At 72.5% G+C, this 18,649-nt stretch carries 17 protein-coding genes; 11 read left to right on the top strand and 6 right to left on the bottom strand.

Features of this window, described 5'->3' with window-relative positions:
- The first annotated feature begins 36 nt into the window (after positions 1-36).
- Genes efeO through ABZ454_RS30345 form a run of 4 tightly spaced genes read left to right on the top strand, consistent with a single transcriptional unit; the run spans position 37 to position 4,353 of the window.
- The gene (efeO, locus tag ABZ454_RS30360) at positions 37-1,173 is read left to right on the top strand and encodes an iron uptake system protein EfeO (protein WP_359542712.1); all 1,137 of its coding nucleotides are present in this window, start codon (positions 37-39) and stop codon (positions 1,171-1,173) included.
- Between the two features lie 23 nt (positions 1,174-1,196).
- Positions 1,197-2,474 carry an iron uptake transporter deferrochelatase/peroxidase subunit gene (gene efeB, locus ABZ454_RS30355; protein WP_359542710.1) on the top strand — a complete coding sequence of 426 codons (1,278 nt, stop codon included), beginning with the start codon at positions 1,197-1,199 and terminating at the stop codon, positions 2,472-2,474.
- A gap of 30 nt (positions 2,475-2,504) precedes the next feature.
- Complete coding sequence (gene efeU / locus ABZ454_RS30350; RefSeq protein ID WP_359542708.1) at positions 2,505-3,488, top strand: iron uptake transporter permease EfeU; 984 nt, start codon at positions 2,505-2,507, stop codon at positions 3,486-3,488.
- Entirely contained in the window at positions 3,421-4,353 is a 933-nt protein-coding gene (locus tag ABZ454_RS30345) for a hypothetical protein (protein WP_359542705.1), read from the top strand. Before efeU ends, ABZ454_RS30345 begins: the two co-directional genes overlap by 68 nt.
- 84 nt (positions 4,354-4,437) lie before the next feature.
- Here the strand turns inward: ABZ454_RS30345 and ABZ454_RS30340 are convergent, their stop codons facing one another.
- Positions 4,438-5,184, bottom strand: a complete 747-nt coding sequence (locus ABZ454_RS30340) for a bifunctional DNA primase/polymerase (RefSeq protein ID WP_356322162.1) — start codon at positions 5,182-5,184, stop codon at positions 4,438-4,440.
- Positions 5,185-5,453: 269 nt separating this feature from the next.
- Between ABZ454_RS30340 and ddaH the strand changes: the two genes are divergently transcribed.
- Complete coding sequence (ddaH, locus tag ABZ454_RS30335) at positions 5,454-6,368, top strand: dimethylargininase (protein ID WP_359542701.1); 915 nt, start codon at positions 5,454-5,456, stop codon at positions 6,366-6,368.
- 15 nt (positions 6,369-6,383) lie between these two features.
- Here the strand turns inward: ddaH and ABZ454_RS30330 are convergent, their stop codons facing one another.
- Positions 6,384-7,385 carry a small ribosomal subunit Rsm22 family protein gene (locus ABZ454_RS30330; RefSeq protein WP_359542699.1) on the bottom strand — a complete coding sequence of 334 codons (1,002 nt, stop codon included), beginning with the start codon at positions 7,383-7,385 and terminating at the stop codon, positions 6,384-6,386.
- Between the two features lie 141 nt (positions 7,386-7,526).
- Here ABZ454_RS30330 and ABZ454_RS30325 point away from each other — a divergent pair, with 141 nt between their 5' ends.
- A complete protein-coding gene (locus ABZ454_RS30325) occupies positions 7,527-8,882 on the top strand; it encodes a hypothetical protein (RefSeq protein ID WP_356322165.1) in 1,356 nt (451 codons plus the stop codon).
- Positions 8,883-8,920: 38 nt separating this feature from the next.
- Here ABZ454_RS30325 and ABZ454_RS30320 read toward each other — a convergent pair whose 3' ends face one another.
- Positions 8,921-10,231 carry a multidrug effflux MFS transporter gene (locus ABZ454_RS30320; protein ID WP_356322166.1) on the bottom strand — a complete coding sequence of 437 codons (1,311 nt, stop codon included), beginning with the start codon at positions 10,229-10,231 and terminating at the stop codon, positions 8,921-8,923.
- A 78-nt stretch (positions 10,232-10,309) separates the two neighbouring features.
- Between ABZ454_RS30320 and ABZ454_RS30315 the strand changes: the two genes are divergently transcribed.
- On the top strand, positions 10,310-11,314 hold the full coding sequence (locus ABZ454_RS30315; protein ID WP_356322167.1) for a Gfo/Idh/MocA family oxidoreductase: 1,005 nt from the start codon (positions 10,310-10,312) through the stop codon (positions 11,312-11,314).
- A 69-nt stretch (positions 11,315-11,383) separates the two neighbouring features.
- Here ABZ454_RS30315 and ABZ454_RS30310 read toward each other — a convergent pair whose 3' ends face one another.
- Positions 11,384-13,012: an alkaline phosphatase D family protein gene (locus ABZ454_RS30310; RefSeq protein ID WP_359542695.1), complete on the bottom strand. Its 1,629-nt coding sequence runs from the start codon at positions 13,010-13,012 to the stop codon at positions 11,384-11,386.
- A 312-nt stretch (positions 13,013-13,324) separates the two neighbouring features.
- On the opposite strand from ABZ454_RS30310, the gene ABZ454_RS30305 reads away from it, so the two are divergent.
- The 3 genes from ABZ454_RS30305 (at position 13,325) to ABZ454_RS30295 (ending at position 15,714) form a co-directional block, all read left to right on the top strand.
- Positions 13,325-14,098, top strand: coding sequence for an SDR family oxidoreductase (locus ABZ454_RS30305; RefSeq protein WP_359542693.1), 774 nt, complete (start codon positions 13,325-13,327; stop codon positions 14,096-14,098).
- A 160-nt stretch (positions 14,099-14,258) separates the two neighbouring features.
- On the top strand, positions 14,259-14,726 hold the full coding sequence (locus ABZ454_RS30300; protein ID WP_359542691.1) for a lamin tail domain-containing protein: 468 nt from the start codon (positions 14,259-14,261) through the stop codon (positions 14,724-14,726).
- A gap of 103 nt (positions 14,727-14,829) precedes the next feature.
- A complete protein-coding gene (locus tag ABZ454_RS30295; RefSeq protein WP_359542688.1) occupies positions 14,830-15,714 on the top strand; it encodes a PhzF family phenazine biosynthesis isomerase in 885 nt (294 codons plus the stop codon).
- Positions 15,715-15,738: 24 nt separating this feature from the next.
- Here ABZ454_RS30295 and ABZ454_RS30290 read toward each other — a convergent pair whose 3' ends face one another.
- Together ABZ454_RS30290 and ABZ454_RS30285 are read right to left on the bottom strand one after the other, a co-directional pair.
- Positions 15,739-16,671 carry an NAD(P)-dependent oxidoreductase gene (locus ABZ454_RS30290; RefSeq protein WP_359542684.1) on the bottom strand — a complete coding sequence of 311 codons (933 nt, stop codon included), beginning with the start codon at positions 16,669-16,671 and terminating at the stop codon, positions 15,739-15,741.
- A complete protein-coding gene (locus ABZ454_RS30285; protein WP_359542682.1) occupies positions 16,668-17,738 on the bottom strand; it encodes a ScbA/BarX family gamma-butyrolactone biosynthesis protein in 1,071 nt (356 codons plus the stop codon). Before ABZ454_RS30285 ends, ABZ454_RS30290 begins: the two co-directional genes overlap by 4 nt.
- A gap of 125 nt (positions 17,739-17,863) precedes the next feature.
- On the opposite strand from ABZ454_RS30285, the gene ABZ454_RS30280 reads away from it, so the two are divergent.
- Positions 17,864-18,526: a ScbR family autoregulator-binding transcription factor gene (locus ABZ454_RS30280; RefSeq protein ID WP_356322174.1), complete on the top strand. Its 663-nt coding sequence runs from the start codon at positions 17,864-17,866 to the stop codon at positions 18,524-18,526.
- The last annotated feature ends 123 nt before the right edge of the window (positions 18,527-18,649 follow it).

Genomic DNA, 18,649 nt, shown 5'->3' with positions numbered 1-18,649 from the left:
CCTCTCTCTTCTCCTTCGTCCTCAAGTGGAGCCCGCATGCGAGCCGTTCGTTTCTCCGTCGTCACCGCTGCCGCGACCGTGGCCGCCCTGACCGCTGTCACGGGCTGCGCCGAGAAGAGCGACGGCAAGGGCGAGGGCGCCGTCCAGGTCGTCGCCAAGGACGACTCCTGCGACGTCTCGGAGACGAAGCTGCCGGCCGGGCACGTCGAGCTGGCCGTCCAGAACAAGGGCTCCAAGGTCACCGAGGTGTACGTCCTGTTCCCGGACGACCGCATCGTCGCCGAGCGCGAGAACATCGGCCCGGGCACCAAGGCCACCATCACCGCCGAGATCAAGGCCGGTTCGTACGAGATCGCCTGCAAGCCCGGCATGAAGGGCCACGGCATCCGGCAGAAGATCGAGGTCAGCGGCGGCAAGGTGGCCAAGCGCAGCCCGGAGATGGACCAGGCCGTCGCCGCCTACCGCACCTACGTCCAGGCGCAGGCCGACGAGACGCTGCCGAAGGTCAAGGTCTTCACGGACGCCGTCGCCGCCGGTGACGTCGAGGCCGCGAAGAAGGCGTACGCCGACTCGCGTATCGGCTGGGAGCGCACCGAGCCGGTCGCCGAGTCCTTCGGCGACATCGACCCGAAGGTCGACGTCCGCGAGGACGGCCTGGAGGACGGCCAGAAGTGGACCGGCTGGCACCGTCTGGAGAAGGCGCTGTGGCAGGACAAGAAGCTGGGCACCGAGGAGAAGGCCCTCGCGCCCACCCTCTACAAGGACCTGCTCGACTGGCAGAAGCGGGTCGGCACGGCCGAGATCACCCCGACCTCGATGGCCAACGGCGCCAAGGAACTCCTCGACGAGGTCGCGACCGGCAAGGTCACCGGTGAGGAGGAGCGCTACAGCCACACCGACCTGGTCGACTTCAAGGCCAACGTCGAGGGCGCGGAGAAGTCCTACGCGCTGCTGAAGCCGATCGCCGCGAAGAACGACGCGGCGCTCACCACCACCCTGGACAAGCGGTTCGCGGCCCTGAACACGCTGCTCGACAAGTACCGCACGGACAAGAGCTCGTACGTGTTCACCTCGTACGAGAAGGTCGGCAAGGCGGACCGCAAGGAACTGTCGGACGCCGTCAACGCGCTGGCCGAGCCCCTCTCGCGGCTCGCCGCCGCGGTGACGAAGTAACCGGCGGAGAAGGGGCTCCCGGCATGTCCGAGCAGAATCACCAGACACCCGGCGACGGCGCCGACGCTTCGGGGGGCGCCCCGTCGCGGCGCGCCCTGCTCGGCTGGGGCGGCGCCGGGCTCGCGCTCGGCGCGGTGGCGGCCGGCGGCGCCGTGGCCGCGGTGCGTTCCGGGGACACCCCGGTGGCGGCCGCGGACAGTGGTGCGGCGGTGCCGTTCCACGGTGCGCACCAGGCCGGGATCGCCACGGCCGTCCAGGACCGGCTGCACTTCGCCGCGTTCGACGTGACGACGAAGGACCGGGCCGAACTGGTCGCGCTGCTCCAGGAGTGGACCCGGGCGGCCGAGCGGATGACGGCAGGGCACGCGGTCGGCGACGGCGCCTACGGGGGCCTGGCCGAGGCGCCGCCGGACGACACGGGCGAGGCCCTGGGGCTCAAGCCGTCCCGGCTGACGCTGACGATCGGCTTCGGCCCCTCCCTGTTCGCCAAGGGGCGGTTCGGTCTGGAGGACCGGCGCCCCGACGCGCTCGTCGACCTGCCGAAGTTCCCCGGCGACAACCTCGACAAGGCCCGCAGCGGCGGCGACCTGTGCGTCCAGGCCTGTGCGGACGACCCGCAGGTGGCGGTGCACGCCATCCGCAACCTCGCCAGGATCGGCATGGGCCGCACCGCGATCCGCTGGTCGCAGCTGGGCTTCGGCAAGACGTCCTCGACGACGCCCGACGCCCAGACCCCGCGCAACATGATGGGCTTCAAGGACGGCACCCGGAACATCGCCGGCACCGACACCGCCGCCCTCGACCAGCACGTGTGGGTCGGCGGGAAGGACGGCGCCGGCTGGATGACCGGGGGCTCCTACCTGGTGGCCCGGCGCATCCGGATGCACATCGAGACCTGGGACCGCACCGGACTGCAGGAGCAGGAGGACGTCTTCGGCCGCGACAAGGGCGAGGGCGCCCCGGTCGGCAAGGCGAAGGAGCGCGACGAGCCGTTCCTGAAGGCGATGCTGCCGACCGCGCACGTGCGGCTCGCGCACCCCGACACCAACGGCGGGGCGACGATCCTGCGGCGCGGCTACTCCTTCACCGACGGGACGGACGGCCTGGGCCGGCTCGACGCCGGGCTGTTCTTCCTCGCGTACCAGCGCGACACCCGCAAGGCGTTCATTCCGCTGCAGCGGCGCCTGGCGGCACACGACGCACTCAACGAGTACATCCAGCACGTGGGTTCGGCGCACTTCGCCGTCCCGCCGGGCGTCCGCGACAAGGACGACTGGTGGGGCCGGGCGCTGTTCTCGTAACGGGACTCGAAGCGGAAAGGGAACCGAAACGTGTTCAGCAACTTCCTGATCGGCCTGCGCGAAGGCCTTGAGGCCAGCCTCGTCGTCTGCATCCTCATCGCGTACCTCGTGAAGACCGGCAACCGGCACAAGCTGCTTCCGATCTGGGCCGGTGTCGGCATCGCGGTCGTCGTCAGCCTGGCCTTCGGCGCCGGTCTCGAATTCGGTTCGCAGGAGATGACGTTCAAGGCCCAGGAGGCGCTCGGCGGTTCGCTGTCGATCCTCTCGGTCGGCCTCGTCACCTGGATGGTCTTCTGGATGCGGCGCACCGCACGGCACCTGAAGAAGGAGCTGCACGGAAAGCTCGACGCGGCGCTCGCGATGGGCACCGGCGCCCTGGTCGCCACGGCGCTGCTCGCGGTGGGCCGGGAGGGCCTGGAGACCTCGCTGTTCGTGTGGCGTGCGGTGCACGCGGCGGACGACGGCTGGCACCCGATGATCGGCGCGCTGCTCGGCATCGTCACGGCCGTCGTGCTGGGCTGGCTGTTCTACCGCGGCGCGTTGAAGATCAACCTGTCGAAGTTCTTCACCTGGACCGGCGGCATGCTGGTGGTCGTCGCGGCGGGTGTGCTCGCCTACGGCGTCCATGACCTGCAGGAGGCCGAGTTCCTCGGCGGTCTGCAGAACCGGGCGTTCGACATCAGCGCCACGATTCCGCCGGACAGCTGGTACGGCACCCTGTTGAAGGGGACGTTCAACTTCCAGCCCGATCCGACCGTTCTCCAGATCACGGTGTGGGCGCTGTATCTGATCCCCACTCTCGCGCTGTTCCTCGCCCCGGTAGGGTTCGGACGGTCAGAGGGCCCCGCGGTGGGGGCGACGGATCAGAAGACGCGGAAAGCAACGGATGAGAAGCCTGAGGCCGGTTCGGCTGGCGACGGGGCTCGCGGCAGCGACGGTGCTGAGCATGACGGCGAGCGGGTGCGTGACGGTGCACGGCGAGCTGGAAGTCGTCCGGGCGGCGACGCGGTCTGAGGCCGCGCGGGCCCTGGCGGACTTCACCACCGCGTACAACGCGGCGGACAAGGCCTACGATCCCGCGCTGGACGCGGACCAGGTCACCGGTGCGCTCGGCGCGATCAACCAGGCGGGTCTGCGGGCCCGGCAGAAGAACAATCCGAACGGCAACGCGAACCACCGGCCGCTGGAACTGACCGACGCGCACTACGTCATCCCGAAGAAGGCCGGCTGGCCGCGGTGGTTCCTCGCGGACACGGACTCCAACCGTGACCAGGACAGCGGGAAGCGGGACACCCGCTGGCTGTTCGTCTTCGTCAAGTCCGGCCCCGACGCGGGGTGGAAGGCCGCCTACCTGGCGGTCACCACCCCCTCCCAGCTCCCCGACTTCGCGAAGGACGGCGAGGGGCGGGCCACTCCGGTGGCCGAGGACAGCACCGAACTGGCGGTCGCTCCGGCGGACTTGGGCGCGCAGTACACGGGGTACCTGCAAAAGGGCACGCCGGACGTTTTCGCCCCGGGCGTGTCCACCTCGGCCTGGCGCACCACCCGCCTGAACACCCGGCGGGCCGGCTTCTCGTACCAGTTCATCGACCAGCCGCTGAACACCGGGGTGTTCGGACCGCTCGGCCTGGAGACGGCCGACGGCGGCGCGCTCGTCTTCTTCAGCAGCAGACACTTCGAACGGCAGACCGCGGCGAAGGGGCTGCGCCCGACGGTCTCCCCGGACGTCGCGGCGCTGATGACCGGCGAGGTGGTGAGCACGCTCACGAAGGAGCGGGTGTCCAGCCAGCTGGTGTACGTCCCGAAGAAGGGCGCCGGTACGGGCAAGGTGATCATGCTGAACCGGGTGCCGGGCCTGACGGCGGCGAAAGGGTCCTGAGGGCCCGGCCCCGGCCTCTTCATCCGCGCCGGGCAAGGGGCCGGCCGGCCGGTCCGGCGCCCCTCGCCCTCCGCTCCCGCCCGGCTACCGGCTCAGCGGCCAGGCCACCGACTCGTGGTCGACGTCGCTCTGCTCCGCGGAGCCCACGAACCGCGCACACGCGTCCGTCAGGGTCTCCAGCAGCGTCAGCGGGTCCGGCAGCGGATTCTCCGGCCCCCGCACCCACCGGACGTCCAGCTCACCGGGGAGCATGGCCGGCGGCAGCAGCACATAGCTGCCCCGGCAGTGCCACCGCAGCCCGGGGTGCTCGTCCATCGTCTCGGGGTGGCAGTCCAGCTCGCACGGCCACCACTCGTCTTCGTCCTCCGGCGTACCGCGCGTGGCGGTGAAGAAGAGCATCCGGTCGTCGCCCGACCGGGCCACCGGGCCCACCTCGACCCCGGCGGCGAGCAGCCGTTCCAGCGCCTGGGTGCCGGCCGACAGCGGGACGTCGAGAACGTCGTGGATCATGCCGGTGGCCGTGATGAAGTTCGCCTGCGGCTGGCCGGCGGCCCAGCGCTCGATCTGGGCGCGGTCGGTCGTGGACTGCGTCTGCCAGGCGAAGGAGACCGGGTGCCTGGCGGGCGTGGGACAGCCGATGCGTTCGCACGAACATCGGTAGCCCACCGGGTGGGCGGCGGGCGCGATCGGCATCCCGGCCTCGGCGACAGCCAGGAGCAGCGCCTCCCGCGCGGTGCCGTCGACATCGCCCGGCTGCGGTTTGGGCCGTCGGCGCAGCCAGTGGGAAAACCTGCTCTCCGAGCCGCGCTCACGGCTGAAATCGGCGCCCATCTATCCCCTTACCTCAGCGTTGCCCCTGCCCATGGTCCCACCATCCTGCGCTTCGGGTGGCCAGAGTCCTGAAGCGGGGTGCGACGGCCGAGGCCCGGAGGTGACCGCTATCACCCTGATTGCCATGAAATCGCAGGTGAATTTCAGGTGATCGGAGGCCTGGGCGGGGAGGACCGACCCCCTCACGGGGGACGGAGCGGTCATACGTCACACAGCTGTACGGAACCACCCGTTCGGTCCACTGTGCCCGCGGCCCGGGACGGCGCACCATGGGCTCACGCACACACCCGTGCGACGCACCGGCCGCGGGGGCCACCAACGCCGCCGCGACGATTCGTGAGGAGCCCTCGTTGCCTCGTGAAGCCACACCCCGCCGCCAGGCCACACCCCGCCGCTACCTGATGTGCGCCCCCGCGCACTTCAGGGTGACGTATTCCATCAACCCGTGGATGGACCCCACCAAGCCCGTCGACCTGCCGCTGGCGCAGACGCAGTGGGAGGACCTGCGCGACCGCTACCGGGCCCTCGGCCACACCGTCGAGCTGCTCACCCCCCACCCGGACCTGCCCGACATGGTCTTCGCCGCCAACGGGGCCACCGTCATCGACGGCCGGGTCCTGGGCGCACGGTTCGCCTATCAGGAACGGTTCCCGGAGGCGGCCGCCCACCGCGACTGGTTCAGCGGCCACGGCTTCACCGAGTTCCAGGAACCCGTGCACGTCAACGAGGGTGAGGGCGACTTCGCCGTGACGTCCTCGTACGTGCTGGCGGGGCGGGGCTTCCGGTCCAGTCCGCTCTCGCACGGCGAGGCGCAGGAGTTCTTCGGGCGGCCGGTGATCGGCCTCGACCTGGTCGATCCGCGCTACTACCACCTGGACACGGCGCTGAGCGTGCTCGACGACGCGGCCGACGAGATCATGTACTACCCGGGGGCCTTCTCGCCGGGCAGCCGGGCCGTGCTGGCGCGGCTCTTCCCGGGCGCGCTGATCGCCGAGGAGGCGGACGCCGCCGCGCTCGGGCTGAACGCGGTGAGCGACGGGCTCCACGTGCTGCTGCCCCAGGCCGCCACGGGCCTGTTCGACCCGCTGCGCGAGCGCGGTTTCGAACCCCTCCCGATGGATCTCGGCGAGCTGCTCAAGGGCGGCGGCAGCGTGAAGTGCTGCACCCAGGAGCTCCGCGGTTAGGGCCGGTGCGGGAGGTCAGTCCTCCGCGTCGTGCGGGGGCGGCCAGGCGTCGCCCCAGTCGACGTCCCGGGCGGCGCGGTACAGCTCGCCGTGCCGCTTGGTGACCGTGGCACGTCGCAGTGCCTCGTCCCGGGTGCAGAGCTCCAGCAGCACCTGGCCCTTGCGGATCTGCGGCCGGCGCGTGACCCGCGCCTCCACCGGCCGCGGGGGGAAGCGGGTGGCCACGACGTAGCTGAACTTCTCGTCCTCGTACGGCAGCGAGCCGCCCTTGACCTGCCGGTGCAGCGAGGAGCGGCTGACCCGGGCGGAGAAGTGGCACCAGTCCGTGCCCGGCTCGATGGGGCAGGCCTCGCTGTGCGGGCAGGGGGCGGCGACGGTGAGGCCTGCGGCGATCAGCCGGTCGCGGGCCTCGATGACGCGGGCGTAGCCGTCGGGGGTGCCGGGCTCGACGATCACGACGGCCTGCGCGGCCCGGGCCGCGGCGTCGACGAGGGCGGTGCGGGCCTGCGGCGTGAGCTCGTTGAGCACGTAGGAGACGGTCACCAGGTCGGTGGCGTCGAGGGAGAGGTCCGCGCCGATCCGGGCCCGCTGCCAGGCGGCGGCGCGCAGTCCCGGGATGCCGGACGCGCCGGCCAGTTCGCGGCCCAGCGCGAGGGCCGGCTCGGCCCAGTCCAGGACGGTGGTCCGCGGCCCCTCCCAGGCCCCGGCGACCGCCCAGCTCGCCGCTCCGGTGCCGCCTCCGACATCGGTGTGCGTGGCGGGCGCCCAGTCCGGGGCGGCGTCGCGCAGGGCGTCGAGGGCGGACCGTACCGCCTCGAACGTCGCGGGCATCCGGTACGCGGCGTACGCGGCGACGTCCGAGCGGTCGCGGAGCAGCGGCGCGTCGGTGGGAGTGGTTCCCCGGTAGTTGGCGATCAGCCGGTCGACGGCCTGGGCGGCCTGCTTGGGCGGCAGCCCGTCGAGGAGTCCGGCCAGGGCCGCGCGCAGGGCTTCCGCGGTGGGGAGGGTGGCGTTCACCGAGGAATTGTAGGCGGACGCGGACCGGCCCCGGCCCCGCACGAAACCGGGACGGAACGGCGACACAACCAACGCCGGGGGCCTGCTGCCCAGTTGCTACGCTGACCGGCGCGAGGTCGGGTATTGCTCATCGGGGGGACCATGAGACTGAAGTTCGCGCGCCTGGCTCCGCCCGGCGTGGTGACCACGAGGCAGCGGGTCGTGCGCCTGGCTCTGGTCGGCGGGCTCCTCGTGCTGGCTCTGCTGCTCCTGCTGGCCACCTGTGGTGGCGGCGGGGAGAAGGACGACGCGGGGCCGGCGAAGCCGGTGCGCCGGAGCGCGGGTCCGGCGACGCAGCTGACCGTTCCGGCCACGTACACGACGCGGCGCGGCTGGGAGCTCACCGACACCTCTCCCGACTACGCGCTCTCGCGCACGACCGGGCGGCTCGCGTATCTGGTGCGGACGGCGGAGGGCGAGTACCGGCTGCGGACCATCGACTCGGAGACCGGACGGGCCGGCTGGAGCGGGGACCCCTGGCGCCCGCCGGCCGCGGCGCACTTCCCGAAGCTGCTCACCGTCACCACGGACGACCAGGAGTACTTCGTGACCTGGTCGTACGGGAAGGTCGGCGAGAGCGCTCCGGCGCCCGCCGACCGGATCGTCTCGCTCGACGTGTACGCCGTGGAGGACGGCGGCCGGCAGCGTGTCGAAGTGCCGTGGGCCTCGGTGCCGACCGTCACCGCCACCGGCCCCGGCATCGTGATCGGCGACGGCGGGACCACGAGCGCGGTGGTGGACCCGGCGACCGGCAGGGTCACCAAGGTCCCCGCCAAGGCGCTGAAGTACCCGCCGGGCTGCGCGTCCTGCAGGCAGCTCACCGAGGTGCGCGGGCTGACGTCGAAAGGGCTGCTGGTGAGCGGGGCCCGGGAGTTCTGGGTGCAGGGCGGCTGGTTCAGCCGGAACACGGCCCCCAGGGGCGCCGACCGGCTGAGCGGCGTCCCGACCTCCGTGGCCCCGGGCGTGGTGCTGGCGAGATGGCAGCTCGCGAAGGGCGCGGAACTCGCCGCGACCCACGAGCTGTGGACGGTGCACGACACGGAGACGGGCAAGGCGCTGGTGTCCGTGCGGTGCCACAAGCCGGCGATCGCGCCGGGCCAGTACCCGCAGGCCGTCCTCTCGCCGTCGGGCGGCTACCTGGTGGCCGGGAACCTCGGGTTCGATCTGGAGGCCGGCAAGGGCTACTGCTTCGAGGACGCCGAGGGGTCCAGCACGCTCGCCCTGGCGTCCGTGACCGACGACGGGACGGCGTACGGGGCGACGAGCGTGCGCAACGCGGCGGACGTGCTGGCCGGGGGCGGCTTCCCGGTCGAGGCGGACCTCTCGTCGGGGAACACGCAGATGCTGGCGCCGAACGCGCGGGTGCCGGGCGCCGAGGGCGCGGAGGGGGTCGGGCTGTTCCGCTGGACCGACGACAGGGACCGGCTGCACCTGATCGGCTACCCGCGGGCGGACTGATCCTCCGCGTGGGGGCCCGCTGCCCCGCCGTCGCCGCCTCAGGGGCGCGCGGCCACCTGCTGCCAGGGGCGGCACAGCACCAGGAAGCACGCCATCGCACCCACCGCGCACACCAGCTGCACGACGGCCATCGGCACGGCCGTCGCCTCCCCCGCGATCCCGACGAGCGGCGAGGCGACGGCGCCGATCAGGAACGAGGACGTGCCGAGCAGCGCGGAGGCGGATCCGGCGGCGTGCTTGGTGCGCATCAGCGCCTGGGCGTTGGTGTTCGGCATCGCCAGGCCCATCGCCGACATCAGCACGAAGAGACCGGTGGCCACCGGTACGAGACCGACGTCCCCGAAGACGCCGGACGTCATCAGCAGCAGCGCCGTCGCGGCCAGCACGATGACCGCGAGCCCGAAGCCGAGCGCCTTGTCGAGGCTGACCCGGCCGACCAGGATCTTGCCGTTGATCTGGCCCACCGCGATCAGCCCGATCGAGTTGATGCCGAAGAGCAGGCTGAACGTCTGCGGCGAGGCGCCGTAGATCTCCTGCACGACGAACGGTGAGGCGCTGACGTACGCGAAGAGAGCCGCGAAGGCGAGACTGCCCGCGATCATGTAGCCGCTGAAGACGCGGTCGGAGAGCAGCCCGCGCATGGTGCGCAGCGCGTCGCCGACGCCGCCGGTGTGGCGCTCGGCGGGCGGCAGGGTCTCGTGCAGCCACTTGTGGACGACGAGCGTGAGGAGGACGCCGACGACGGTGAGGACGGCGAAGATGCCCCGCCAGTCGGTGATCCGCAGGACCTGTCCGCCGATGACGGGGGCGATGACGGGGGCGACGCCGGAGATCAGCATCAGCGTCGAGAAGAACCTCGCCATGTCCTCGCCGTCGTACAGGTCGCGCACGACGGCCCGGGCGATGACGATGCCGGCCGCGCCCGCGAGGCCCTGGACCAGCCGGAAGCCGATGAGGAGTTCGGCGGTCGGGGCGAAGACGCAGATCGCGGTGGCCAGTACGTAGACGACCATGCCGAGGAGCAGCGGCCGGCGCCTGCCCCAGCGGTCGCTCATCGGGCCGACGACGACCTGGCCGAGGGCCATGCCGGTGAGGCAGGCGGTCAGGGTGAGCTGGACCGTCGCGGCGGGTGCGTGCAGCGAGTCGGTGACGGCGGGGAGCGCCGGGAGGTACATGTCCATGGACAGCGGCGGCAGCGCGGTGAGTCCGCCGAGGACCAGGGTGACGAGAAGTCCGGTGCGCCGGGCGGCCGCGAGGGCGGGTGCCGGGGTGACGGGGGGAAGCCCGGTCCCGGTGTCGGTGTCGGTCGTGGGTATCTGCTGGGCCCGGCTGACGCCGCTCTCCGGCATTCTCATCTCCATAGTTGTTGAATCCGCCTCTATGCTCTCAGCTCAGTCGGAGTGGTCGACACCTTTTTGGGAGCGTGCATGAGCAGGACTGTCCGTTGGGGCGTGCTGGCGACAGGGGGGATCGCGGCGACTTTCACCGCTGACCTGCAGGCGATGCCCGATGCGGAGGTGGTGGCCGTGGCCTCCCGTACGGACGCCTCGGCGCAGGCGTTCGCGGAGCGGTTCGGCATACCGAGGGCGTACGGGAGCTGGGCCGGGCTCGTCGCCGACGAGGAGGTCGACGTCGTGTACGTGGCCACCCCGCACTCCGCGCACCGGGAGGCTGCCGCCCTCGCCCTGGAGGCCGGGAAGCACGTGCTGTGCGAGAAGGCGTTCACGCTCAACGAGCGTGAGGCCCGGGAGCTGGTGAAGCTCGCCCGGGACCGCGGCGTCTTCCTGATGGAAGCGATGTGGACGTACTGCAACCCGGTCATCCGGCGGATGACGGAGCTCGTGCGGGACGGGGCGATCGGCGAGATCCGCACCGTGCAGGCCGACTTCGGCTTCGCGGGTGACATCGACGCCGGGCACCGGCTGCGCGATCCCGCGCTGGGCGGCGGGGCCCTGCTGGACCTCGGGGTCTATCCGGTGTCGTTCGCCCACCTGCTGCTGGGCGAGCCGGACCGGGTCCAGGCCGACGCGCTGCTGTCGCCGGAGGGCGTCGACCTGAACACCGGCATGCTGCTGGGCTGGGAGTCGGGCGCCAACGCGCTGCTCTCCTGCTCGATCGTCGGGCACCACCCGACGGCGGCCACGGTCATCGGGACGGCCGGCCGGATCGACTTCCCGCACAGCTTCTTCCACCCGCAGAGCTTCGTGCTGCGCCGGGCGGGCGCCGAGCCCGAGGAGATCGGCACGGGCCCGGGTCCGCAGGGCCTGTCGGGGATGCAGTACGAGGCGGCCGAGGTGATGCGGGCGGTCCGGGCGGGCGAGACGGAGTCCCCGCTGGTGCCGCTGGACGGTTCGCTCGCGGTGATGCGGACGCTCGACGCGGTACGTGAGCGCGTCGGCGTCCGCTACCCCGTGGACGGCCTGCCGTCCTGACGCCTGACGGAGGGGGCAGCGGTCGCGGCTGCCGGGTGGCCGCCCCGCGCGAGGCCGTCCCACCGCCCCTCAGGCAGGGGTCAGGCCCTGGTTGCCCACCTCCGTGACGAACGAGGCGGCCGTCGTCACGGGGGCGCCGGGCGTGGTGACCGCGGACACCGTGCGGTAGTCGGCACGCGCCTGGCGCTCCTGGAGCGTGACGACGGCGTAGCCGCGCCGCCCGTTGTAGTACTTCATGTGCGGGTTGGCGGTCGTGAGGTTCGTCCAGTTGGCCGGCTTCTCGGAGCCGTCCTTGCCGCTGGTGATGGAGGTGGCGACGATCTCGGTGCCCACGGTGCGGGAGGCGGGGTCGTCGAAGTCCCGCTTCAGGTCGAAGGCGTAGCCGACGTGCACGTCGCCGGTCAGCACCATGAGGTTGTCCACCCCGGTGGCCTCGGCGCCCCTCAGGACGCGGTCCCGGGAGGCCGGGTAGCCGTCCCAGGAGTCCATGGAGAGCTGGTAGGCGTCGGTGGGGACGTTGCGTCGCCGGGCGAACGTGACCTGCTGCGGGACGACGTTCCAGGTGGCCTTCGAGTGGCGCCAGCCGTCGATCAGCCAGCGCTCCTGGGCGGCGCCGGTCAGGGTGCGCGACGGGTCCTCGGACTCGGGGCCGGGGGTCTGCCAGCCGTCGCCGTACGCCTGGTCGCTGCGGTACTGGCGGGTGTCGAGGATGTCGAACTGGGCGAGCCGGCCGAACCGCAGGCGCCGGTAGAGCCGCATGTCCGGACCCTGCGGCTGCTGCGGGGCGCGCAGCGGCTGGTTCTCCCAGTAGGCGCGGTAGGCGGCGGCCCGCCGGATCAGGAACTCCTCGGGCGGCACGCTGTTCTCGGGGGTGTCGCCCGCGTAGTTGTTCTCCGTCTCGTGGTCGTCCCAGGTGACGACGAACGGGTGCGCGGCGTGGGCGGCGCGCAGGTCCGGGTCGGACTTGTACAGGGCGTACCGCAGCCGGTAGTCCTCCAGCGTGGTCGTCTCGCGGTTGAAGAGGGCGGGCAGGGTGCGGTCGGTGTAGTTGCGGGCCCCGCCGGCCGCGTTGACGGCGTACTCGTAGAGGTAGTCGCCGAGGTGGAAGACGACGTCGACGTCCTCCTGGGCGAGGTGCTTGTACGCGGTGAAGTAGCCGTCGTGGTAGGCCTGGCAGGAGACGGCGGCCAGGCTCAGTTCGCGCTTGTGGGCGCCGGGGGCGGGCGCGGTGCGGGTCCGGCCGACCGGGCTGGTCCACTGTCCGGCGCGGAAGCGGTAGTAGAGGACGTGGTCCGGGGCGAGGCCCTTGACCTCCACGTGGACGCTGTGGTGGAACTCCGGGTGGGCGGTGGCGGTGCCGCGCCGGACGACGCGCTGGAAGCGCTCGTCGCGGGCCAGCTCCCAGCGCACCTCGACGCGGGCGGCGGGCAGTCCGCTGTCGGGCTCGAACGGGCGGGGCGCGAGTCTCGTCCACAGGAGGACGGATTCGGGCAGCGGGTCGCCGGAGGCGACGCCGAGGGTGAACGGGTCCTCGCCGATCTGCCGGGTGTCGAGCTCGGCGGCGCTCGCCGCTCCCGCGGCCGGCAGGCCGACGGAGAACGCGAGCGCCGCGGCGGCTCCGGTGACGGTGAGAAAGCGTCGGCGGCCGGTGTGCCGGGCCGCGTCCCGCAGCTCCTGCTGGTGCGATGAGTGCGTCATCTTTGTCCCTCCCCTGACTGGTGGTGATGGGGGGAAGTCCACCGGGCCGGCACATCGGGCGGTTGGCGTGCTCGCGTCGCACGGGCGTCGCCTGGATGAGGAACGCGGCAGGAATGGATCCCCGGGGGCAAACTCCGCGTACGCGGCCAAATCCATGATCATCAACCGAGGGGGCCGATACCGGGGAATCGCCGGAATCGGGCACGGGAATCACCCCCCAGGGGCGGCCCCCGCCCGGACGCGCGCGCCGCGACCCCCCGGCCCTCACGCCCGGAGCCGGCCGGCGGGCAGCTGGGCGTACGCTGCCGCACCATGAGCGACGAACCGTTGAACTCCTCGACGAAGACGGCTGTGGTCACGGGCGCGGGCTCCGGAATCGGCCGCGCGGTGGCCCTGGCACTGAGCGGCGCCGACTGGTCGGTGGCGCTGGCGGGCCGCCGGCCGGAGCCGCTCGCCGAGACGGCCGCACTGGCCGGGCCGGATGCCCGGGTGATCACCGTCCCCGCCGACGTGTCGCGCCCGGGCGACGTGGACGCCCTGTTCTCCTCCGTACGGGAGTGCTTCGGCCGCCTCGATCTCCTCTTCAACAACGCGGGCACCTTCGGGCCGCGCGCCGTGCCGGTCGAGGACCTCTCCCCCGACGACTGGCGCACGGTGGTCGACGTGAACCTGACGGGCGCCTTCCTGTGCGCGCAGGCGGCGTACCGGCAGATGAAGGAACAGGACCCGCAGGGCGGGCGGATCATCAACAACGGCTCGGTCTCCGCCCACGCGCCGCGCCCGCACTCGGTCGCCTACACCGCGACCAAGCACGCGGTGACCGGCCTGACGAAGTCGCTGTCGCTGGACGGACGCCCGTACCGCATCGCCTGCGGGCAGATCGACATCGGCAACGCCTCGACCGAGATGACCGAGGGGATGCGGACCGGAACCCTCCAGGCCAACGGCGAGCTGGCCGTGGAGCCGGTGATGGCGGCCGCGGACGTGGCCCGGACGGTGGTGCACATGGCGGAGCTGCCGCTGGAGGCGAACGTCCAGTTCGCCACGGTGATGGCCACGACGATGCCGTACGTGGGCCGGGGTTGACGGATCCGGAGCGCAACCGCCTTTCGCGGCACCGGAACTGACCACTCCTCATACCTGGACGACCGAAATCAGCCGGATGCGTTCCGCCGGGTCCGGCAAGCGCGTGCTGCCCTTATGCTCACGGTTCGCCTTCACCGGAACTCCACACAAGGAACACAGCATGCGCATACGCATCGCGGCGCCCCTCGCCCTGGCCGCCACCACCGCCCTCGCGGGCTCGCTGCTCCTGGCGGCCCCGGCCTCGGCCGCGAAGCACCGGAGCGGGGTGCACCTCGGCACGATCCAGTACGACAGCCCCGGCAAGGACACCCGGTCCACCACCTCGCTGAGGGCCGAGTGGGTCGAGATCCACAACTCCACCAAGTCGACGGTGCAGTTGAAGGGCTACAAGCTCAAGGACAACACCGGCTACACCTACACCTTCCCCGCGTATGGCATCGGCGCGGGCAAGACCGTCAAGGTCCACACCGGCAAGGCGAAGAACAGCGCGGGGCACGTGTACTGGAACCGCGGCTCGTACGTCTGGAACAACACCGGGGACAAGGCACGGCTGATCAAGCCGAACGGCACGCTCCTGGACTCCTGCGCCTGGACGAAGTCGGGCACCGGCGTCAAGAACTGCCACTGAGCCGGCCGCCACGGCCCGCGGCATTCCCCCGTGGTCCCGCCCGGCGAGGGGGCGGGCGGGAGGACGGGGGAATGCCGCGGGCCGTGGCCAGGTTGTCCCGCACATGGCTGATCTTCCCGAGACCTCGGTCCTGCGCTACACCGCCTTCTCCGCCGACCCGGCGGGCGGCAACCCGGCCGGTGTCGTGCTGGACGCCTCCGGTCTGGACGAGGCCGGCATGCTCGCCGTCGCGGCGGAGCTGGGCTACAGCGAGTCGGCGTTCCTGACCGGCCGGACCGAGGCGTCGGAGCCCGGGGCGCGCGGTTACGCGATCCGCTACTTCAGCCCGAAGGCCGAGGTCTCGTTCTGCGGTCACGCCACCGTGGCCACCGCCCTGGCCCTCGCCGAGCGGGACGGCCCGGGGGACCTGGAGTTCGCCACCGCGGCCGGCCCGGTGCCGGTCACCGTCGTCCGCGAGGGGAACGAACTGCGGGCGACCCTCACCAGCGTGGAGCCGCACGTCACGGACATCGCCCCCGAGGACCTGGCGCAGGCGCTGGCCGCGCTGGACTGGCCCGCCGCCGACCTCGACCCGGCCCTGCCGCCCCGGATCGCCTACGCGGGCGCCCGCCACCTGGTGCTGGCCGCCGCGACCCGTGAGCGGCTGGCCGCGCTCTCCTACGACTTCGCGCGCCTCGAAGCGCTGATGCACCGGCTGGACCTGACCACGCTCCAGCTGGTGTGGCGTGCCTCGGACACCGTCTTCCACGTCCGCGACCCGTTCCCGGTGGGCGGTGTGGTCGAGGACCCGGCGACGGGCGCGGCGGCGGCCGCCTTCGGCGCGTACCTGCGCACCCTGTCCGCCGTCCCCGAGGCCGCCGAGCTGACCCTGCACCAGGGTGCGGACATGGGCCGCCCCGGCACGCTGACCGTCACCCTGCGGGCGGGCGACCCGCGCGTGCGGGTGAGCGGGACGGGCACCCGGATCCCCGCACCGTCGGGCGCGTGAGGGGAGCCCGCCTCCGCGCGGGCGTCAGCGGCTGAGGAACTCCCGGTACCACGGGGCGTGGGCGGCGAACGACGTCCGGAAGTCCGGCCCCGGCGCCCAGCCGAGGTCCGGCCCGACCCGCTCGTCGGCGAACCAGTGGTCCACGGTCAGCATCTCGAAGTGGTGCGAGGCGTACGGGACGCCGGCCAGCCGGGCACGGGCCTCGTCCAGGCTGATCTCGGTGCCCGCCCACGGGAGCCCGAGTGCGCCGAGGACCGTGGACAGCAGGTCCGAGCACGTCACCGGCTCGGGGTGGTTGACGTGGTAGACACCGGCCGGCGGCTGTGGGGCGAGCGCCGCCCCGAGCAGTGCGCGGCCCAGGCTCTCGACGTCGATCAGCGAATGGCGGGCCTCGCAGCCGGCCGGCGCGGCCGACAGGTACCGCAGCAGGGCGACCAGCCCCGGGATCGCCCACCGGTCCCCCGCCCCGTGCACGATGTGCGGGCGCAGAACGGTTCCGCCGGCCGCCAGGACGTGCTGTTCGGCGGCGGCCCGGGTCAGGCTGGTGGCTGAGGCGGGGGCGGGCTCGGCCTCGCCGGGGAGCAGCGCCGTGAAGGGGCCGCGGCCGTAGACGGACGCGGTGCTCAACTGGACGATCCGGCCGACCCCGCAGCGTACGGCCTCGTCGACCAGCGCACGGGTTCCGTGGTCGTTGACGGCCCGGGCGGTCTGTTCGTCGGAGCCGATCCGGGAAGCGCAGTGGATCACGGCGTCGACGCCCTCGCAGCTGCCGCGCAGCGATCCGGGGTCGGTGAGGTCCCCGTACACCGTCTCGCAGCCGGGCCCGGCCGCCGGGCCGTCGAGCGCGGTCAGGTGGGTCATCAGGCGCAGCCGGACCCCGGGCGTCGCGCGGGCGGCGGCGACCACGCGGCTGCCGATGAAACCGGTCGCGCCGGTGATGAGGACGCGGGGGGTCATGAGAGGTCCGTTCTGGCGTCGCCGGGCCCGGCCGCGAGGCGGCCCGGCGAGTGGAGGGTGCAGGTGAAGGCGGGTTCGCCGTCCTGAACGGCCCGTACGAACACACCGGCGGGCGAGCCGGCGCCGGCCGGGAGCGACGTGGCCTCGATCAGGCAGGGGCGGTCCAGCTCGACGTACTGGAGGAAGTCGGCCCGCATCTCCGTCGGCAGGAAGGGCCGGCCGGGGGTGGCGGCGTGCGCGGCCTGCCGGGCGGCCTCCAGCAGCAGGATGCCCGGCACATGGTCGTTGGGGCGGCCGAAGAGCGTGGGGTGCCGGGTGTCGAGCCGCAGCAGCCAGGTGCCCGGCTCCGTGCCGGGCGAGAGGACGACGTCCTTCTCGGAGGTCCTGCCGACCGTGCGCGGCGCGACGGCGGGCAGGAGGGGTATCGGGGTGTCGAGCACGGCGCTCCGGTGGCCGCGCAGCCGCTGGTAGGCCCCGGCCGAGGTGCAGCTGATCCGGCCGCCGCCCGAGGCGAGCACGGTGCCGCGGCGGTGCAGGAGGAGTTCGAGGTGCATGGAGCCGAGGCTGCGGCCCCGGCGGCGGATCCGGGAGCAGGACACGTCCACCGTGAGGTCCCAGGGGTCGTCGCCCAGTTCGAGCCGTTCGGACATGGCGGTGTACCGCAGCTCCCACATCACGAAGGCGTCGCCGACCGGCACACCGAACTGGGCGTGCGCGATCAGCATCGTCGTCTGCCGCATGGTCTCGGCTATGAGCAGGGGGTCCTGGTGACGTCCGCCGACGGGGGCGAAGAAGCGGTGGGACCGCGGCCAGTGGGCCGACACCGAGAACTGGGTGTCGGTGAGCCGGGTGAGCCCGGTGGGGAAGACGTCGCGCGGGTCGGTCCGGTGGACCAGCTGTCTCAGCCGGTCGGGTGATCCTTCTCTGCGGCCGGGTTCCTCTCCGGCCGGGGGCGCCGCCTCCGGGCCCCCGGGGGACGCCTCGGCACGGCCGGCACCCGTGGAGTGTCCCGCCTGCTCGACGCTCTCCACCGACATCGAAGCGCTGCGTGAGGTGAGCTGAACCATGAAGTTCCCCCAGGAGGATCCGAGTCAAAGGGCCGAGCCGCCCCGCAGTAAGATACTGACAGCCCGGTTTTCCTTTCCAGCCAACCCCCTGTGGCGCCAACCACGCCACCATTAGAGAGAAGCTGATGGCACAGCAGGCGCGCGCGATCCAGACCCGCCGGTCGATCCTGGTGGCGGCCGCCGACGTGTTCGACGAGCGCGGCTACAGCAGCGCCACCATCAGCGAGATCCTGGCGCGCGCGGGGGCGACCAAGGGGGCGCTGTACTTCCACTTCGCCTCGAAGGAGGACCTGGCGCTCGGGGTGATGGACATACAGCTGCACAGCGATCCGCTGCCGCCCCAGCTGACGAAGCTCCAGGAGCTGGTGGACCAGGGCATGCTCCTCGCCTACCGCCTGCGCCACGAGCCCCTGGTCCGCGCCAGCGTCGGCCTGGCCATGGACCAGGCCGTGGAGGGCCTCGACCGGGGCACGCCCTTCCGCGGCTGGATAGACCGGCTCGAACACCTGCTGACCGCGGCCAAGGGCCAGGGGGAGCTGCTGCCGCACGTGGATCCGGGCGAGGCCGCCGAGATGCTGGCGGGCTCCTTCTCCGGCATCCAGGTGATGTCCCAGGTCCTGTCCAACCGCGAGGACCTGGGGCGGCGGATCTCGGTCCTGCTGCACTACGTCCTGCCGAGCATCTCGACGCCGGCCGTCCTGGCCACGCTGGACATGGCCGAAGATCGCGGTGAGCGGCTGCTCCGCAGCATGGAAACCGTACCCAGCCAGACCGGCGCCCCCAGCTGACGGTCTTCGGCGGCCACCCGCCGGCCCGAACCGGACCGGACGGTCCGCAATCGTCCGCGGCCCGGGTACGCCACCCGGGTGCGCGCCCGCCGGCCGGCTCCCCGGCTCCGTAAGCTCGGCGGC

The sequence above is a fragment of the Streptomyces sp. NPDC005803 genome (assembly GCF_040630435.1).
GTDB lineage: Bacteria > Actinomycetota > Actinomycetes > Streptomycetales > Streptomycetaceae > Streptomyces.
This window is presented reverse-complemented; position numbering and strand designations above follow the sequence as displayed.

Coding starts and splice junctions, on each gene's coding strand:
- efeO (WP_359542712.1), top strand. CDS start 37: ATGCGAGCCGTTCGTTTCTCCGTCGTCACCGCTGCCGCGACCGTGGCC.
- ABZ454_RS30290 (WP_359542684.1), bottom strand. CDS start 16,671: ATGACCCCCCGCGTCCTCATCACCGGCGCGACCGGTTTCATCGGCAGC.
- ABZ454_RS30315 (WP_356322167.1), top strand. CDS start 10,310: ATGAGCAGGACTGTCCGTTGGGGCGTGCTGGCGACAGGGGGGATCGCG.
- ABZ454_RS30340 (WP_356322162.1), bottom strand. CDS start 5,184: ATGGGCGCCGATTTCAGCCGTGAGCGCGGCTCGGAGAGCAGGTTTTCC.
- ABZ454_RS30280 (WP_356322174.1), top strand. CDS start 17,864: ATGGCACAGCAGGCGCGCGCGATCCAGACCCGCCGGTCGATCCTGGTG.
- ABZ454_RS30300 (WP_359542691.1), top strand. CDS start 14,259: ATGCGCATACGCATCGCGGCGCCCCTCGCCCTGGCCGCCACCACCGCC.
- ABZ454_RS30320 (WP_356322166.1), bottom strand. CDS start 10,231: ATGCCGGAGAGCGGCGTCAGCCGGGCCCAGCAGATACCCACGACCGAC.
- ddaH (WP_359542701.1), top strand. CDS start 5,454: ATGGGCTCACGCACACACCCGTGCGACGCACCGGCCGCGGGGGCCACC.
- ABZ454_RS30310 (WP_359542695.1), bottom strand. CDS start 13,012: ATGACGCACTCATCGCACCAGCAGGAGCTGCGGGACGCGGCCCGGCAC.
- ABZ454_RS30295 (WP_359542688.1), top strand. CDS start 14,830: ATGGCTGATCTTCCCGAGACCTCGGTCCTGCGCTACACCGCCTTCTCC.
- ABZ454_RS30345 (WP_359542705.1), top strand. CDS start 3,421: ATGACGGCGAGCGGGTGCGTGACGGTGCACGGCGAGCTGGAAGTCGTC.
- ABZ454_RS30325 (WP_356322165.1), top strand. CDS start 7,527: ATGAGACTGAAGTTCGCGCGCCTGGCTCCGCCCGGCGTGGTGACCACG.
- ABZ454_RS30285 (WP_359542682.1), bottom strand. CDS start 17,738: ATGGTTCAGCTCACCTCACGCAGCGCTTCGATGTCGGTGGAGAGCGTC.
- efeB (WP_359542710.1), top strand. CDS start 1,197: ATGTCCGAGCAGAATCACCAGACACCCGGCGACGGCGCCGACGCTTCG.
- ABZ454_RS30305 (WP_359542693.1), top strand. CDS start 13,325: ATGAGCGACGAACCGTTGAACTCCTCGACGAAGACGGCTGTGGTCACG.